This is a genomic window from Clostridium sp. OS1-26 (assembly GCF_030915445.1).
GTDB lineage: Bacteria > Bacillota > Clostridia > Clostridiales > Clostridiaceae > Clostridium_AM.
In genome coordinates this window covers 367,777-383,845 of record NZ_CP133264.1, presented here as the reverse complement: position 1 = coordinate 383,845, position 16,069 = coordinate 367,777, and the positions used below count along the sequence as shown (strand labels likewise).

Annotated in this window: 11 protein-coding genes; 10 read left to right on the top strand and 1 reads right to left on the bottom strand. The window is 31.4% G+C overall.

Annotated features, from left to right (window positions below):
• The first annotated feature begins 16 nt into the window (after positions 1-16).
• The 8 genes from RCG18_RS01915 (at position 17) to RCG18_RS01880 (ending at position 11,067) form a co-directional block, all read left to right on the top strand.
• Positions 17-2,899 (top strand): DNA topoisomerase IV subunit A, encoded by a 2,883-nt coding sequence (locus RCG18_RS01915; RefSeq protein WP_308039754.1) that lies wholly within the window; start codon positions 17-19, stop codon positions 2,897-2,899.
• A 281-nt stretch (positions 2,900-3,180) separates the two neighbouring features.
• On the top strand, positions 3,181-3,882 hold the full coding sequence (locus tag RCG18_RS01910; protein WP_308039753.1) for an MIP/aquaporin family protein: 702 nt from the start codon (positions 3,181-3,183) through the stop codon (positions 3,880-3,882).
• 123 nt (positions 3,883-4,005) lie between these two features.
• On the top strand, positions 4,006-4,566 hold the full coding sequence (locus RCG18_RS01905; RefSeq protein ID WP_308041948.1) for a glycerol-3-phosphate responsive antiterminator: 561 nt from the start codon (positions 4,006-4,008) through the stop codon (positions 4,564-4,566).
• Positions 4,567-4,796: 230 nt separating this feature from the next.
• Positions 4,797-6,287, top strand: coding sequence for a glycerol kinase GlpK (glpK, locus tag RCG18_RS01900; protein ID WP_308039752.1), 1,491 nt, complete (start codon positions 4,797-4,799; stop codon positions 6,285-6,287).
• A 126-nt stretch (positions 6,288-6,413) separates the two neighbouring features.
• Complete coding sequence (locus RCG18_RS01895) at positions 6,414-6,983, top strand: DJ-1 family glyoxalase III (protein ID WP_308039750.1); 570 nt, start codon at positions 6,414-6,416, stop codon at positions 6,981-6,983.
• A 390-nt stretch (positions 6,984-7,373) separates the two neighbouring features.
• Complete coding sequence (locus RCG18_RS01890; protein ID WP_308039749.1) at positions 7,374-9,215, top strand: APC family permease; 1,842 nt, start codon at positions 7,374-7,376, stop codon at positions 9,213-9,215.
• Between the two features lie 268 nt (positions 9,216-9,483).
• Positions 9,484-10,710 carry a pitrilysin family protein gene (locus RCG18_RS01885; RefSeq protein WP_308039748.1) on the top strand — a complete coding sequence of 409 codons (1,227 nt, stop codon included), beginning with the start codon at positions 9,484-9,486 and terminating at the stop codon, positions 10,708-10,710.
• Between the two features lie 141 nt (positions 10,711-10,851).
• Positions 10,852-11,067 (top strand): heavy-metal-associated domain-containing protein, encoded by a 216-nt coding sequence (locus tag RCG18_RS01880; RefSeq protein ID WP_178906361.1) that lies wholly within the window; start codon positions 10,852-10,854, stop codon positions 11,065-11,067.
• A gap of 7 nt (positions 11,068-11,074) precedes the next feature.
• Here RCG18_RS01880 and RCG18_RS01875 read toward each other — a convergent pair whose 3' ends face one another.
• Entirely contained in the window at positions 11,075-11,830 is a 756-nt protein-coding gene (locus RCG18_RS01875) for a SagB/ThcOx family dehydrogenase (RefSeq protein WP_308039747.1), read from the bottom strand.
• Positions 11,831-11,981: 151 nt separating this feature from the next.
• On the opposite strand from RCG18_RS01875, the gene recJ reads away from it, so the two are divergent.
• Both recJ and RCG18_RS01865 read left to right on the top strand, forming a co-directional pair.
• On the top strand, positions 11,982-13,760 hold the full coding sequence (gene recJ / locus RCG18_RS01870) for a single-stranded-DNA-specific exonuclease RecJ (RefSeq protein WP_308041947.1): 1,779 nt from the start codon (positions 11,982-11,984) through the stop codon (positions 13,758-13,760).
• Positions 13,761-13,991: 231 nt separating this feature from the next.
• Entirely contained in the window at positions 13,992-16,058 is a 2,067-nt protein-coding gene (locus tag RCG18_RS01865) for an ATP-binding protein (RefSeq protein ID WP_308039746.1), read from the top strand.
• Positions 16,059-16,069 lie beyond the last annotated feature (11 nt).

Below are 16,069 nucleotides of genomic sequence, written 5' to 3'. Positions count from 1 at the left end.
GAGAGGAAGTTAGGTAATGGCTAAAAAACAGACAACTATTCCAAGTGATAAAAATATAATTAAAATTTCTATTGAAGAAGCTATGCCAGATAACTATCTTCCATATGCGGTAGAAGTAGCAAAAGATAGAGCACTTCCAGATGTACGAGATGGATTAAAGCCTGTGCATAGAAGAATAATATATGGGTCATATATGCTTAAAGCATTTCCAGACAGACCATATTATAAGTCAGCAAGAATAGTAGGGGATATATTAGGTAAATATCACCCACATGGAGATACATCTGTTTATGATGCTATGGTAATACTGGCTCAAGATTTTACAACAAGAGAACCATTAATTGATGGACAGGGAAATTGGGGATCTCAAGATGGAGACAATGCAGCGGCTATGCGTTACACAGAGGCAAAACTTACGCCTATTGCTATGGAAATGATAAGAGATATAGAAAAAGGAGTAGTTAACATGGTGGATAACTACTCTGGATCTGAAAAAGAACCAGAAGTATTACCGGCAAGATATCCAAACTTGCTTGTTAATGGAGCTTTTGGTATAGCTGTAGGTCTTGCCACTAATATACCACCACATAATTTAGGAGAAACAATAGATGCGTCTATTGCTTACATCGATAATCCAGAAATAACTACTAAAGAGATTATGAATTATGTTAAGGGACCAGACCTTCCAACAGGTGGTATTATAATAGGAAAGAATTCTCTTATATCTGCCTATGAAACTGGAGAAGGTAGAGTTACATTAAGAGCGAAAACTTCTATTGAAAGACTGGAGAATGGAAGACTAGGTATAGTAATTACCGAGTTTCCATATAGAAGAAGTAAAGCAAAGCTGCTTCAAACTATTTCTGAAATGACTGCAGATAAAAAGCATTCTAAAGCCTTAGAAGCAATTTCGGATATTAGAGATGAATCTGATAGAACTGGAGTTAGAGCAGTAATAGAGTTTAAAAAGTCTGTAGATGAGGATATGGTAGATAAGGTCCTTAAGTACTTATTTAAGAGAACTGACCTGCAGTGCAATATTTCTTTTAATATGGTTGCACTAGCTGATGGAAAACCTCAAACATTGGGATTAAAATCTATATTTCATCATTATGTAAACTATCAGAAAGAAGTTGTTACAAAAAGAACAGAAAGAGAACTTATGATAGCCTCAAAAAGATTTCACATTGTTGAGGGATTCATTAAAGCAATAGGCATAATGGATGAAATCATAGAAACCATAAGGGCTTCAAAGTCAAAAAAAGATGCTAGTAAAAATCTTATGGATAAGTTTGGATTCACGGAAATTCAGACAGAAGCTATATTAGAGCTTATGCTTTATAGACTTACTGGACTTGAGATTGTAGCCTTTGAAAAGGAATATAAAGAGCTGGAAAAAGAAATAAAAAAGCTTAATAAAATACTAGGAAGCGAAAAAGAGCTTTTTAAAGTAATAAAGAAAGAGCTTCTAGAAATAAAGGAAAAGTATGCAGATGAAAGAAAAACTACTGTAATCGAAAATGATGAAGAAGCCAAAATAGATGTGGAAGAACTTATAGTAGAAGAGGACATTGTTATAACAATGTCAAATGAAGGTTTCATTAAAAGAATTTCTCTAAAAACTTATAATCGTTCCAATGCAGAAGTAAGCGATATAGAGTATAGAGAAGGTGATTTTAATAGATACATTATTAATTCAAATACAAAAGATGTTTTAATGTTCTTTACTGATAAAGGGAATATGTATCAAACTAAGGGGATTAATATTCCTGAGTTTAAGTGGAAAGAAAAAGGCGAAAGGCTGGATAGTATAATACGAGGAATTGATCTTAATGAAGAAAAAGTCATAGCAATCCACAGCGTTGATAATCTAAATGCGCAGAAAGATTTTATACTGTTTACAAGCAGTGGAGCTATGAAAAAGACAGAGATAAGTAAATTTAATACAAATTACACTAAAATCATGGCCTTAAAGCTAAAAAATACAGAAGAGCTTATAGATGTTAAATGCGTAGAAAAAGATAGGGATGAAAAATTTATAAACATCAAAACAGAATTAGGTTTATGCTTTACTCTAAAAGAGCCTAAATTAGAGGCTGCTGACAGAAATATAATGAGTACTCAAGTTTTTAATCTATGTTCAAAGGATAAAGTAATGAGTATAGAATTTACAGAGGAGTTCTCACACAAAAGTTTTAATATATGTATTGATAAAATGGGAACAATTAAAGCTCTAGATGAGTCAAAAGGTATCAGAGGTATAAATACTTTAGTTAATTCTTCATCAAAAATTTTCGTTTTTTCAAATGATGGAGTCGTATATTCGATGCCTGCAGTAATGCTGCAGAATATAGGAAAAACCGGAATAAACATAACTGAACTTTGGGACGACATAAATAAAAATAATATAATTGACATTATTTCGGTAGAAAGTTTTGAAGAAGAAGCAAGTATATATTTCTTTACTAAGAAGGGTATGGTAAAGAAAACTCCATTGAGTGAATTTGGGGGAGAGTATCTTTCAACTATTGGGTATAAATTTAAAAATGAAAAAGACATTTTAATAAATGTTCAATGTAGTAAAAATTGTAGTGAAGAGGTAATTTTGATAACTAAGAAAGCAATGTGCATAAGGTTTGACGGAGATAGTGTAAATTATATGGGTAAAATAGCATCAGGCGTTACAGGTATAAGCCTTAAGGAAGATGATGAAGTAGTATATGCAACACTATTAAATAATAAAAAAGATTTAAATAAAAATATCATAGTAAAATCACTAAAGAATAGTGAAGAAAAAATAAACGTTAGTGATATAAAAACACAAAACAGAGCTGGAAGAGGAAAGCCTATAATAATGGTTGTTATGGATGATTATATAAAGAAAGTAGAAATGAAATAACCTAATAGTATATAAGCACCAAAGCCATAATATGACTATAAACTAAGTTAATAATTTAACTTTTATTTACTAATTGTAATTAGCAAAATCTTGCTGTATAATATAAATTACAAAGAAAATATTAAGTAGGCAGAGATTAGAGAGCCGCGTTTAAAAGAGTTTAAATAACTTTTTTTGATGTGGCTTTTTTACGTCTTGAGCTTACTTAGATCTTGCAAAGCTTAGTGTAACCGGTTACAAATCAATGTTTCAAAACAAAATTATGTTTGGGAGGTAATAACATGTCACATTTAATGGCTGAATTTTTGGGCACAGCAATGTTAGTTTATTTAGGAGATAGTGTTGTTGCAAACGTTTCTCTTACTAAAACTAAAGGAAATAATGCGGGATTGATAGTTGTTACTACTGCTTGGGCATTTGCAGTTGGGATTCCTGCAGCAATATTTGGTGGAGTTAGTGCTCATTTCAATCCAGCACTGACAATAGCACTAGCTGCTATTGGTAAGTTCCCAGGTGCTGAGGTTCCAGGGTATATAGCTGCACAAATGGCAGGCGGAATTGTAGGAGCTACACTAGTTTGGTTAACTTACTTACCACATTGGGCAGAAACTGAAGATAAGGGTGCTAAGCTTGGGGTGTTTAGTACAGGCCCAGCTATTAGAAGCTTACCTTCAAACTTCTTAACAGAACTTCTTGCTACAGCTACTTTAGTATTTGGAATTCTTGGCTTAGGGAATATAAAGGCTGCTGATGGTCTTGGACCAATTTTTGTCGCTGGTTTAATCTGGGTTCTAGGTCTTTCATTAGGCGGACCAACAGGATATGCTTTAAATCCAGCTAGAGATTTGGCACCAAGAATAGCTCATGCAATATTACCTATAGCTGGTAAAGGAGATTCAGACTGGGGATATTCATGGGTTCCGGTTTTAGGTCCAATAGTTGGTGCATTACTTGGTGCATTTTTATTTGTAGCTGTATTCTAATAATACAACCCTTTAAAAAGATATGGACAAGAAGGAACACTATTCTCCTTGAATGAAGTGCTGCTAAATGGTAAAATAAGTATATTACCAAAAATATAACAACTTAAAGGAGTCTTGACTATGATTAATTTAAAAGAAAGTTTAGTAGAAAATCCAGTAATAGCAGCTATAAGCAGTGATGAGGATTTAGAGAAGGTTTTGTTCAGTAATGCTGCTATCGTATTTATACTATATGGGGATATCATCAATATTTCCAAAGTATGTGCAAGACTTAAGGAAAAGGGGAAAATTGTTTTTGTACACATAGACCTTATTGAGGGATTAAGAGGAGATTCGGCAGGAGTTAAATATATAAAAGAATATGCTAATCCAGATGGTATAATAAGCACTAAAGCTTCAAATATCAAATGTGGAAATCACCTTGGATTATATACTATTCAAAGAATTTTTATAATTGACTCATTATCTTTAAAAACAGGGATAAAAAATATTCGAGAGACAAAACCAACTGCTGTAGAAGTTATGCCTGGTATTGCAACTAAAATAATAAGTTTTTTAGAAAAGGAAGTTAACTCATTTATTATAGCAGGTGGTCTTATAAAAGAAAAAAAAGATGTTATGGATTCATTAGCAGCAGGAGCGTTAGCTATATCTACTACTGAAAAAAAATTATGGGAATTATAAACTTAATTTAAAATTTAATCAATGAAGCTCTCTAGAGTGAGAGAGCTTAGAGTAAAGAAAGACTTAAATCGGATTGAGTTTTAAGCATATCTAATCCTTAGTTGAACGAATTCAGAGAAATGCCGCCTCTTATCAAAGCATCATTTAAATGGGGATAAGAGGTGGCAGTTATCAATGAAGTGTAAACGTTTGTTAAATTTTGTTAGTTGATTAAAGGGAGGATAATTATTATGGCAAAATATATAATGGCATTGGATCAGGGAACTACAAGCTCAAGATGTATTATATTCAATAAAAAAGGACTAGTTGTAAGTGTGGCTCAAAAAGAATTTAAGCAAATATATCCAGAAGCAGGTTGGGTTGAACATGACCCAATGGAAATATGGGCTACTCAATTTAGTGTTGCAACAGAGGCATTATTAAAGGCAAATATAGGAGCAACTGATATAGAAGCTATAGGTATTACTAATCAAAGAGAAACTACTGTAGTGTGGGATAGAAGAACTGGTCTCCCAGTTTATAATGCAATAGTATGGCAGTGCAGAAGAACAGCTAACATGTGTGATGAATTAAGAGCAAAAGGTTTCGATAAAGTAGTTAAAGAAAAAACAGGCTTAGTTTTAGATGCATATTTCTCAGGAACAAAAGTAAAGTGGATACTTGACAATGTGCCAGGAGCAAGAAAAGAAGCTGAAGCAGGAAACTTAGTTTTTGGTAATATAGACACTTGGCTTATATGGAACTTAACAAAGGGAAAAGTACATGTGACTGATTACACAAATGCGTCAAGAACAATGCTTTATAATATACATGAATTAAAGTGGGACAAGGAATTATTAGAAGCACTTGATATACCAGAGTCAATGCTTCCAGAGGTAAAGCCATCAAGTTGTGTGTATGGTGAGACTGACAAAGCATTATTTAATGCATCAATTCCAATAGCAGGAGATGCAGGAGATCAACAAGCAGCATTATTTGGTCAAACTTGTTTTAAACCAGGTACTGCTAAAAATACTTATGGTACAGGCTGCTTCCTTCTTATGAATACAGGAGAAAAAGCTGTTGAATCTAAAAATGGTCTTTTAACAACTATAGCTGTTGGTATAGATGGAAAAGTAGAATATGCTCTTGAAGGAAGTATATTTATAGGTGGAGCTTCAATACAATGGCTTAGAGATGAGCTTAGAATGATAAAATCAGCACCAGAATCAGAAAAATATTGTACAGCAGTAGAAGATACAAATGGAGTTTATTTAGTACCAGCCTTCGTTGGACTTGGAGCTCCGTATTGGGATCAATATGCAAGAGGAACTATTGTAGGCTTAACAAGAGGAACAAAGAAAGAGCATTTTATAAGGGCTACAGTAGAATCATTAGCATATCAAACTTATGATGTATTAAAAGCTATGCAGGAGGATTCAGGCATAGAATTAAAAGCATTAAAAGTAGATGGAGGAGCTTGCGCAAATGACTTCTTAATGCAGTTCCAATCAGATATATTAGGTGTACAGGTTGATAGACCAGAAGTTATAGAAACAACTGCATTAGGAGCAGCATATCTTGCAGGTATCGCAGTAGGATACTGGAAAGACAAAGATGATGTAGCTACAAATTGGGCTGTTTCTAAGAACTTCGAACCAAATATGGAGGGTGAAAGAAGAACTGAATTATTAAAAGGCTGGCATGAAGCAGTAAACAGATCAATGAGATGGGCGAAATAGTTTTTCTCAGCTTATATGATCTTTATAATGATACAGGGGTAAAAGGTCGAAAGTCAACTTTCGGCCTTTTACCCTTGTATGCTATAATAGAAAAGAATAACAATTGGTGAAGAAAGGTGGTTAACTATGAAGAAGGCGATAGTTTTACTTGCAAAGGGTTTTGAGGAAGTTGAAGCTCTTACGGTAGTTGATGTGCTAAGAAGAGGAGGAGTACATTGTATTACATGCTCTATAAATGGAGAAGAAGAGGTATTGGGCTCTCATAGTATTCATGTAAAAGCAAATAGTCTATTAGAGAAAACTGATGTAGATAAATATGATGCATTAGTTATTCCTGGTGGAATGCCTGGTGCTGCCAATCTGAGAAATAGTGAAGAAGTTATTAATCTTGTCAAAAAGTTTAATAATGAAGACAAATTAATAGCTGCCATTTGTGCAGGTCCAATTGTTTTAGGAAAGGCAGATATACTTACTGGAAAGAAAGCTACCTGTTATCCAGGCTTTGAAAATGAGTTAGGTACAGAACTATATTGTGAGGAAATAGTTGTGCAGGATAAAAATATTATCACAAGCAGAGGACCAGCTACAGCTATATACTTTGCTTTTAAAATACTAGAAAACCTTGCTAACGAAGAAACAGTTAAAAATTTGAAAGAAGCTATGCTAGTTAATTTTGTAGAGAGTAAATTCTTATAAATTCAAAATAACTTCGAAAAAAGAATAAAATAATGTAGCTTTATTCATAAAATATAAAAAGACACCATCGTAATTCATTATAAGTTTGACGGTGCTTAGCTTGTCTATAATACTAAATATATAATTAGAATAAGTGTATAATTAATTATTCATTATGCTGTATATTTAGAATAATGTGATGATTTTTAAAATGCTTAATACGAATCTATAAGAAGAATCTTAAAGGAAAAGTACCCAAAGATAAATCCTGATATCTAAAAAATGCGAAATATCAACTAAAAACCATGAAAAATATATGGATATAAAGTTATGATAAAATTGGAGGATAATATATAATCATTCCATGCCTATAGAATTTATAAAAAATTTACTTTTTGAGGTGTGGAAAAAATGGAAATAAAATTAGGAAGATGGCTTATAGGTAGGACTCTTAAAACAGATGAGCTTAAAGACGAAAAGTTTAATGTGTTTTGGGGTTTGCCTATTTTATCCAGTGACGCTATATCATCTGTAGCATACGCAGGTGAGGAAATATTGTGGGTACTTGTTCCTATATTAGGATTAATGTCCTACAAATATATGTTTTATGCGGCACTATGTATAGTATTTTTGATGTTTTTATTAGTATTTTCTTACAGACAAACAATTGATAACTATCCTAATGGTGGTGGAGCTTATATAGTTGCAAAGGATAACCTTGGAACTATACCAGGACTTACAGCAGGAGCATCACTTACTATAGATTATATTCTAACTGTTGCAGTAAGTACTAGTGCGGGAACGGCAGCTATAACGTCGGCATTTCCGTCACTTTTACCACATAAGATATCTATAACAATTGGTTTTATAATACTATTAACTATAGGAAATCTTAGGGGAATAAGAGAGTCTTCTAAGATATTTGGTATTCCTACTTACTTATTTATGATATCCGTTTTATCTATGATAGTAATAGGAATGGTTAAAGTATATATATTTGGATACACTCCTCATGCAATGTTTTCAATACCGAATGCCACAGGAGATATAGCTTTATTTTTATTTCTTAGGGCTTTTGCTTCAGGGTGTACAGCCTTAACTGGAATAGAAGCAGTTAGTAATGGTATTCCAAACTTTAAAGATCCAGCACAAAAAAATGCAAAAACAGTTTTAGGAATGCTTGCCCTTATAGTACTGCTTATATTTGGTGGATTATCATATCTGGCAACTTTATACCATGCAGTACCTAGCTTAGAGGTTACAGTAATAGCGCAGATAGCTTCGCAGGTTTTTGGTACAGGCTTTATGTTCTATTTAATTCAGGCAACTACAGCAATTATATTAATAATGGCTGCTAATACTGCCTTTGCAGGACTTCCATTGCTTTTAGCGCTTATGGCTAAGGATGGATATGTACCAAGACAGTTTACTAAAAGAGGAAAAAGACTAGGTTTTTCTAACGGAATTATAGCTTTATCTTTCATGGCGTCAATTTTGGTTATATTATTTAGAGGAGAAACTCACCTTTTGATGCCGCTATATGCTGTTGGAGTATTTATATCTTTTACGTTGTCTCAGACTGGTATGTTAACAAGATGGTTTAGAACAAAAGAAAAAGGCTGGAGACATAAGGCAGCAATTAATGGAATGGGTGCAGTAGTTACCTTTGTAACTGTTATAATAATTGGAGTAACTAAATTTTTACATGGTGCTTGGATTGTTTGCATTTTGATGCCTATATTTGTTACAATAATGTTAAAAATAAGACATCACTATGAAAAAGTTGCAAAGCAATTAAAACTAGATATATGCGAAAGACCAAAGCATATAGATTTAGCAGAACAAAAAAGATACGTTATAGTTCCAATTGATACTTTAAATAAATCATTCTTGAAGGCGTTAAATTATGCGAGAACTATATCTGATAATATAATACTTTTCCATGTATCCGTTGATGATGTAGCTACCGCAAAACTTCTAAAAAAATGGGATGAATATGGTGTAGGTATCCCTATAGTTGTAAAAAAATCACCATATAGAAACATTGTAAGTCCATTGGTTAAATTTATTGAATCGGAAGAATATGCAGCAGGACCTATGGATACGGTAACTGTGGTAATGCCTCAGTTTATAACTACTACATGGTGGGGAAATATACTTCATAATCAAACATCATTAGTTATTAGAACAATGCTTTTAAAAAGAAGAAATATAGCTATGGTAACTATACCATATATACTTGAGGATTATTAGTTATATATGGATAGATAAAGGGTATATAAATATATTAAAGAGGGCTAAAGGCCCTCTTTATTTTACTTTGGAAGAAAAGTATAATTGAGCTAGATATGAAATTTGAATATATAGGGTTACTAGGCGGTCAGTTAGTTTCTCTATATAGATTTCTTAACCATAAAGTTGACTTATTCCTTCATTAGAAGCCTTGTATATCAATGTATTTAGTCAAGAATAAGTCAATTATTTAGAATGGATATCTATATATTTAATTTTGGAGGTTGTTATGGAAAAACACATATTAAAAAATGGAATAAAATTAATATATGAATATAGAGCTGCGGATATTACATCCTTTTGCATCGGTTTTAATGCAGGTGCGTTAGAGGAAAGAGATAAGTTCAAGCTCGGTACTGCTCATGCTGTAGAGCACATGATATCAAAGGGAACAAAGAACAGAACTGAAAAAGAAATAAATGAACTTTGTGATGAGATTTTTGGATTTGAAAATGCAATGACAAACTTCCCTTATGTGATTTATTATGGAACCTCACTTTCACAGGATTTTGAGAGAGGCTTCGAACTTTATTCTGATATGATTTTGAATACTACCTTTCCAGAGCAAGGATTTAAAGAAGAGATAAATATTATATTAGAAGAGCTTAAGGAATGGAAAGATGATGTATACCAACATTGTGAAGATAGCTTATTAAGTAATGCTTTTAATAAAAAGAGAATTAAAGATTTAATAATTGGTACAGAAGAAAGTGTAAAAGCTATTACTTTAGATGATATAAAAAGTTTTTATGATAGGTACTATGCACCTGAAAATTGTGTTATAAGCATATGTTCTTCATTAACTGTTGAAGATGTAATTTTTGTAGTAGAAAAGTATTTCAAAAATTGGAAAAAAAGCTTTTGCAGCATTGAAGAGGATGAAAGAGAATTTAATCAATATGGAACATTTACTGAGAAAATCTCCAACATAAAAGGTGCTAAATTGCAATACCTTTTTAATATTGATGATCTAGAGGAAGAGGAAATAAAAGCATTAAGTGTATTTAATGCAGCTTTTGGAGAAGGTACCAGCGGCATATTGTTTGATGAAATAAGAACAAAAAACGGTCTTGCTTATGATGTAGGAAGCTTTATTAAAAATGAAAGAGGCATAAAGTTTTTTACTATTAATATAGCAACATCAGAGGAAAACTTAGAGAGAACTTTATCTATAGTTAATGATAGCATATATAAAATTAAAAATAGTACAGGATATTTTAATGAGAAGAAAATGAATTCATTATGCAGAGGTATAAAACTTAAAAGACAACTGAAACTTGAAAAATCAATTCAGCTTTGTAAAGAACTGGCTACTTATGAGCTAATGTATGGAGAGGCTAAGAAAGTATATGATGAAGCAGCAGAGTTTCATTATATTAATGAAGAAAAAATATTAAAGGTTATTAACAAGGTCCTTAATAAGCCAACTATACAGATATTGATTCCTGGAAATTAACTTTTTATTAAAAATATTTAGAATTATTTTACAAAGTGTTAAGAAATAGATAAAATATAATTAAATACATTAAGTTAAAGTTATATAATATGGTAAATTGGGTAAAATATATTAAATCTAAAGATATAAGGGGTGATGTACATGAGAAGAATACTAACAGTTGAAGGAATAAGCTGTAAAAATTGTGTAAAGCAAATTCACAGTGCCTTAATGGAATTGCCCGGAGTAAAATCAGTAGCTGTAGATGTGAGAACTAAAACAGCATTTTTAGAAAGCAATCCAAACCTAAAGAATGATGAAATTAAAGAAGCGATAGATGATGCAGGATATAAAGTAATTGAAATAGAAAAGGTATAGCTAAGCACTATACCTTTTCTATTTTTCCAACTGAGGATAAATAAACTGTAAATTCATTTTCACCGTCTATATTTAAAAGTTCATCTATTTTATCTTGATCATAAGCAGCTATGGCACAAACACCAGAGCTTATTGATTCTGCTGATAGATATAAATTTTCACACATATGGCCAGCATCGAGAGCTATAAGTTTAGGTGCAGCTATATCATAGCGCCATTCCGTTCTATAAGGGATTGCAGTCCATATGAAGGTTACTGCGGATTTAGCTACAAATCTTTGATTAAAAGTAGCAGAACTAAGTTTTTTATCAAGGCCATCTATAGCATTTATAAATAAAAGTTTATGCTCTAATGGTAAATACCTATATAAGCCACTTTTAAGACCTTCTACCTTTAAAATAGCTAAGTAAGTTTCAAAGGGATGTCTAGCTCCTGCAGAAGGCACAGTCCTTAACGTAGCATATCCTTTATTAACTATCTTTTTTACTCCTTGAACACTCCAAAGTAGAAATGAAAGTTCTTCCAAAGATAATTGCTCATCTGTAAAAAGACGTCTAGTCTTTCTACATTTTAATACATCTAAAACACTCATCTGGCCGCAATTAAAATTTTCTACAGAAACTAGATCAATTAAAGATGAAGAAGGTGAACAACTTTTTTGAACAGGAGGTTGCGGTAATTCTTTTTCTTGATCTGTTTCAATATTATCTAATTCCTTAAACACATCAGCCTTTAAAAAATTTTTTGATATTTCTTTACTCATAAAAACCATCCACCTTTCTATTTTTGTTTTACAATATTTTTCTAATTATATTAATATTATAACATAATAAAAAAGCTGCGATTCAGATTTCCTATTTTGCGCCGCAAAATTATTATAGTATAATATATAAGGAGAGAGGTGAAAATGTTTGATAAATAGTAAATGGATGTTAAGACGAAGTAAAATTGACATTAAAAAATTATCACAAAACACTGAAATAAGCGAAATCATAGCTTCCATATTAGTAAATAGAGATGTAAACACAGAAGAAGATATAAGAAAATTTATGAACCCTGATATAGGTTACTTACATAATCCGCTGCTAATGAAGGACATGGACAAAGGCACAGATATAATGATAAATGCTTTAAAAAATAACAAAAAAATTGTAGTCTATGGAGACTATGATGCGGATGGAATAATCAGCACATATATTTTGTATTCATCATTATTGAGATGTGAAGCCAACGTAAAATACCATATACCAGACAGAATTACTGAAGGATATGGCATAAATAGTGAAAGCTTAAAACAGTTAAAAGAAGAGGGATATGAAGTTTTAATAACTTGTGACAATGGTATTTCAGCTATTGAGCAAATTAAACTTGCCAAAGAGCTCGGCATGAGTGTTATAGTTACAGATCATCATGATATACCTTTTATAGAACTTGAAAATAATCAAAGAGAATTTGTAGTTCCTCAAGCGGATGCTGTAATAAATCCAAAACAAAAAGATTGCAGTTATCCCTTTAAGTCTCTATGTGGAGCAGGAGTTGCATTTAAGTTTATTCAAGTACTTTATGAAAAAATGGGTATAAATAAAGAAGAAGCTTATGATTTTATGCAGTATGCGGCAATAGGAACAATATGCGATGTTGTAGATTTAGTTGATGAAAACAGAATAATTGCTAAAAATGGATTGAGAATGATAAACCAGACTCAAAATATAGGAATAAAAGCATTAATAAAAGCAACGTCACTAGAGGGAAAAAAAATAAGCTCTTATCATATAGGTTTTGTCTTAGGACCTTGTATTAATGCTACAGGAAGATTGGAAAGTGCTAACTTAGCGCTGCAACTTTTACTACATAAAGATGAAAAAGGAGCATCAGAGCTTGCAACAAAGCTTCATGCTTTAAATATAGAAAGACAGAACATGACCGTTGAAAGTGTAAATGAAATTATAGACATAATAGAAAATTCTAAAATGAAGGACGATAAAGTTTTAGTTGTATATAAGCCAGATGTCCACGAAAGTATAGCCGGAATAGTGGCGGGAAGGCTTAAGGAAAAATATAATGTTCCATCAATTGTGCTAACGCAAGGTGAAAAAATGCCTAAGGGCTCTGGCAGGTCTATCGAAGAATATAATATGTTCGAAGAACTTATAAAATGCAAAGATCTAATTGAAAAGTTTGGAGGACATCCTTTAGCGGCTGGATTATCAATAAAAGAAGAAAATATAGATAAGTTAAGAAAGGCTTTAAATGATAGCTGTGTTCTGACCAATGAAGATACAATACCTAAAATAAGAATAGATAAACAGTTGAATTTAAATGAAATAACATTTAAATTAATTGAGGATATAGAACAGCTAGAACCTTTTGGAAAGGGGAACTCCGCGCCTATTTTTGCAGAAAAAAATGTAACCATATTTAGAGCCTATTTTATAGGAAAAGAAAAGAATATACTTAAGCTTTACTGTAGACCTCAAGGAAGCTTTGAAAAGATTGATGCCATATGCTTTGATGGAGCAGAAAAGTTTAAAACACTGATAGAGGATACATACGGAGAAGAAAAGCTTCTAGATATTTTAAATAATAATCCTGCTAATATAAAAATGGATTTAATATTTTCACCGTCAATTAATGAGTATAACGGGAATACCAATCTACAGCTAATTATAAAGGACTTTAGATTAACAAACTAGATTATATACTCATAAGCCCCAAGTAAAGGGGCTTATTATTTTACATGACAAAGTTTAACACAATAATACTTATTTGTCATATGCAACTTTGTAGTAAATTATAAAATTAGAAGGAATTTTCATATTTAACATAGAATTTAATATAAATTGAAATAAAGTAAAACTTACTTGAAAAAATCTAGAGGCAATAGCCATAAGATAAATGTTATTATTTGGGGGAGAAGGTTGTTAATGAAAAATTTTATAGATAATTTATTTAAGATTAGCAATTTTGCAGAAAATATAATAGAAGCATTACCATACCTTGTATATATAACTGACAATGAGGGAGAAGTACTTTATATTAACAAAAAAGGTGAAGATAAACTAATCAATAATGGTTTTGCGAATTTTAAAAATGCATATGACTTTTTCTATAATTATGAAGTGTTTTCAGAAAATGAAACCAAACTAGAGCTAATTGACTTTCCGTTATATAAATCTTTAAAGAATGGAGAAGAAGTTAAGAACTTAACATTAAAGTATAAAGTTGAAGAAAGAGATTTGTACATTTCTATGTCCAGCTTTCCTATAGCTAAAGATAATAAAGTTATAGGAGCTATTATAAATTTGAGGGATATAACAGATGAATATTTAAGAGAACTAAAAATTAAAAATGAAAGAGAAAAGTTTCTGGAATTATCAACGGAGTTAAAAACAAAATGTGATATTATAGAAATACTAAGAAGTAGAGAAAAAGAACATCTTATGCATTTGAAAGATGTCATAAACAACATATCTGAAGGTATAATGGTTTTAGATTCAAATGAAAAGCTAAGTCTATGCAATAAAGCAGTTTTTAACATCTTAAACTTAAGTGCTATAGAACTGGTAAATGCAAAAAGATTCTTTGAAAAATATGAAACTACAATGCTTGAGAATGAGAGCCGAGATATTACAGAGTTATATTATTATTATATTAAAAATAAAAAACCAGCAAAGAACCTGGTGTTTAGACTTAGAGAAAAGAAGACTTCGGAAATAAAGTATTTAGAGGTAAGTAGTGCTCCAATTACAAATAAAAATGAAGAATTGATTTATACTATATTGACAATCAAGGATGTGACAGAAACCAAGCTTCACCAGATAAATGCAGAGGAGCAAGCTGATTTTGTGAAAGATGTGGTGAATAATGTAGAAGTTCCTATAGCAGTGGTAGATTACCCCAACATAACATACAGACTTAACAATAAAAAATATGATGAAATTATAACATATGGTGATACTAATTTAGTATCTAAAATTGAAGATGAAAGCATCCTTAAATATATAAATAACGATTTATATAAAATATTAGTAAATGTAGGAGAAAAATTTAGGCCTTATACGATAAGTCCCTATAGAGTAAAATCAATTAAAGGTGAAGAGCGATTCTACAAAATTAAATTTATACCTCGTAAAAACAAGGACAATACTACAAGAATACATATCCATGGATCAGATATAACAGAAGAAGTAAATAGAAACATTGAACTTGAAAAGTTAACAAAGCTGAAAGATGAATTTTTTACTATTATTTCTCATGAATTAAGAACTCCTTTAACAATAATGTATTCCTCTCTACAACTTGCTAATGACGTATATAGTAATGAAATAACTCCCAATATAGATAAAACTCTTGCAAGAATTAATCAAAATTGTAGCAGGTTATTAAAATTAATTAACAACATACTTGATATATCAAAAGCTGAAGCTGGATTTTTAACTTTAAACAATACTGACTTTGATATAGTATATATAAGTGAGACAGTAGTGAACTCTACTAATTCATATGCTACAAGTAAAGGCATAGAATTAATATTTGATACCAATGAAGAAGAATGTAATGTAAGGCTTGATAAGGATAAGTATGAGAAAATATTGTTAAATTTATTATCAAATGCAGTTAAATTCACACCTGAGGGCAAACAAATTATTGTTTCACTAAGTATGGAAGAGGATAACTTTTATTTAAGCGTAAGGGATTTTGGAGTTGGTATACCAACAGATAAGATAGATTTAATATTTGACAGATTTGCACAGGTAAACAGCTCATTATCAAGAAGGGCCGAAGGAACAGGAATAGGGCTCGCCCTTGTGAAAAAATTTGTGGAACTTATGGGAGGAGAAATAAAAGTAGTAAGTGAACCGGGAAAAGGAACAGAATTTATAGTGAAATTTAAAAAAATAAGTGTTAAAACTAATCATGTAAGTAATTATGCCATTCTTACCGAAAACTTAGACGATAGAATAAACATAGAGTTCTCAGATATAAATTAGTATAGGGTTTC

Coding starts and splice junctions, on each gene's coding strand:
- RCG18_RS01915 (WP_308039754.1), top strand. CDS start 17: ATGGCTAAAAAACAGACAACTATTCCAAGTGATAAAAATATAATTAAA.
- RCG18_RS01910 (WP_308039753.1), top strand. CDS start 3,181: ATGTCACATTTAATGGCTGAATTTTTGGGCACAGCAATGTTAGTTTAT.
- glpK (WP_308039752.1), top strand. CDS start 4,797: ATGGCAAAATATATAATGGCATTGGATCAGGGAACTACAAGCTCAAGA.
- RCG18_RS01895 (WP_308039750.1), top strand. CDS start 6,414: ATGAAGAAGGCGATAGTTTTACTTGCAAAGGGTTTTGAGGAAGTTGAA.
- RCG18_RS01890 (WP_308039749.1), top strand. CDS start 7,374: ATGGAAATAAAATTAGGAAGATGGCTTATAGGTAGGACTCTTAAAACA.
- RCG18_RS01885 (WP_308039748.1), top strand. CDS start 9,484: ATGGAAAAACACATATTAAAAAATGGAATAAAATTAATATATGAATAT.
- RCG18_RS01880 (WP_178906361.1), top strand. CDS start 10,852: ATGAGAAGAATACTAACAGTTGAAGGAATAAGCTGTAAAAATTGTGTA.
- RCG18_RS01875 (WP_308039747.1), bottom strand. CDS start 11,830: ATGAGTAAAGAAATATCAAAAAATTTTTTAAAGGCTGATGTGTTTAAG.
- RCG18_RS01865 (WP_308039746.1), top strand. CDS start 13,992: ATGAAAAATTTTATAGATAATTTATTTAAGATTAGCAATTTTGCAGAA.